This window comes from Maribacter spongiicola (assembly GCF_052119685.1).
GTDB lineage: Bacteria > Bacteroidota > Bacteroidia > Flavobacteriales > Flavobacteriaceae > Maribacter > Maribacter spongiicola_A.
The window spans coordinates 1-2,099 of the sequence record NZ_JBGQOO010000029.1; the positions used below are offsets into that span (position 1 = coordinate 1).

The following is a 2,099-nucleotide window of genomic DNA, read 5'->3' on the forward strand; positions in this document are numbered from 1 at the left end:
GAAACTTTTGGTTTCCGTCTGCGCACGAAGCTAAAGCTTATTGTTTAGTTTTATTTTTCTTATCCAAAGCTAAATCCATAAGATTTAGCGACTTCATAAATATACACAGACCTTTCGATTTAGCCCTTAAGTCCGCATTAAGTTTAGGTTTTGTTAGCATTAGTAATTTTTCAATATGGCTTAGGTTTGAGTCCCGATTCTGGATAATATTCATTTGGGTCAATTCCTCTTGCGTTCAAATGAGAAAATAGCTCTGTTTTATCTTTATTCTCCATTAACACTAATTCAATTGCAACTTTTACTTTATATCGCAAATCCGCAACCAAACTCAATAAATCGGAAGGTGAATCAAGACCAATAGTTTTAATCTTCTTTTTGATTTCCTTATTGACTTTTACGGGTGATTCATCCATTGCTCCATGAACAAATTTACTTCTCAATGAATAATAATATTTAATAAGCTTATAATTTTTATCAAACAAACCAGGGTTCCAAAATAAAATTGAATAATGTCTAGCTATTGTATGTGAAATTGGATTTGTTCCATTATTGAATAAGCTTTCCAGACATGAAATTAGCAGAGTTAGTTTTACTTTTAGGTGTATAAAGTTATCTAAATTGTTTACTGGGACATTTTCTGCATTGTTGAATAACTCAATAGCAAAATCTATGTATCTGAATTCGGTCAAATGTAAATTAAGTTCCTTAACATTTAAGGCTCTGTCAGATTGAATTGGAAGGATTTTTAGAGAGTGGACATCCTGTATTATTTTTTGAACAAGATTGATGAAAAGGGGATTTTCAGTCCTTTTCAAACCAGATAAGTCCCTGTTTTGAAAAATCCGACTGTTAGGAGCTTTGAATATTGTTCTTTCTAGATATTGCATTCGCGACGAAATACCTGTCGATGTTTTATTAATTGTTCCAAATTGGAGGGGATATTCTAGAAAAACAGAAAATAACTTTGTTAATCGATTACAGACGATTTCAAAACCAGATGTCATATAAACATCTTCCATACTAGATTCTATTTCATTATTATCAGATCTTTCAAAAAAGAAGACTTTATTCTTGAAAGATGTTCTGTTAAAATCGACTTGAATATTCAAATGATTTAAAAGCTCTAATACACTTTGATGCCTTTTTTGAGGTCTGTCATCTATTATGTAACTGTTATTTGACGTGTCGTCTGCGAATAAGTTTTTGTGGGTAGAAGGACTTAATTCCTCTAGCTTTTCACTAATAAAATCTTCATATTCATAACCGACAAAATGATAACCAAGCGGTTTCAGTATTGGGTTTAATTCTAGAATACTATCGTCTGCGGATTCAACTATAGCAGAGTAGAAAACGTCTAATTTTTTATTCAATGTGGTTTTTGTATTATTAATGCTAACGTCTCGGCTAAGCGTAGTGCGGTAGTAAGGAAACTTTTCGTTTCCGTCTGCGCACGAAGCTAAAGCTTATTGTTTAGTTTTATTTTTTCTTGTCCAAAGCTAAATCCATAAGATTTAGCGACCTCATAAATATACACAGACCTTTCAGTTTTGCCCTAAAGTCCGCATTACGTTTAGGTTTTGTTGTCATTAGTGATTTTCGCGATGCTTGGAACGTTTTGCTTGCGTAATTACTGAGTTCAGATTGATTTCATACGTCACAAGCTAAAAAGTCCATCTGCATAACAGTTGCGTTTGAGTAAGATCCATTCGCTCAAACTTTCTAAAGTATCCATCTTCGTTCATTTTAGAAACAGCTTTTTCAAATCTTAACTAGTCCACAGCTTTATTGGTTTTTTTGAAGTGGGCATAAAAACAGCCTGCTGCTAGTAATGTCCAGAATAATCTATAAACCCATATGTTTACGTCAAACATTAAAATACTAGCTGTTGAATTCGTGCCAAAGAAGGTGTAAATTACATTTATTAAAGCTATAATTCCGACAATTAAGTTCATTGATATTTTACTCATAATAGAAGGTCCTGGTTAGTTATTATATTTTTTTATCATTAATGACAACGGTTGAGCTCGTATGTTTGGTTCTTAGTTTGAAGATACTATATTTTGAATGATAAATTAGTTTAAAGGAAGGGTGATTACGTG

1 protein-coding gene is annotated in these 2,099 nt (G+C 32.3%); it reads right to left on the bottom strand.

Annotated features, from left to right (window positions below; genetic code table 11):
- Positions 1-170 precede the first annotated feature (170 nt).
- Positions 171-1,370, bottom strand: coding sequence for a hypothetical protein (locus ACEN2N_RS18920; RefSeq protein ID WP_441825787.1), 1,200 nt, complete (start codon positions 1,368-1,370; stop codon positions 171-173).
- Positions 1,371-2,099: the final 729 nt, after the last annotated feature.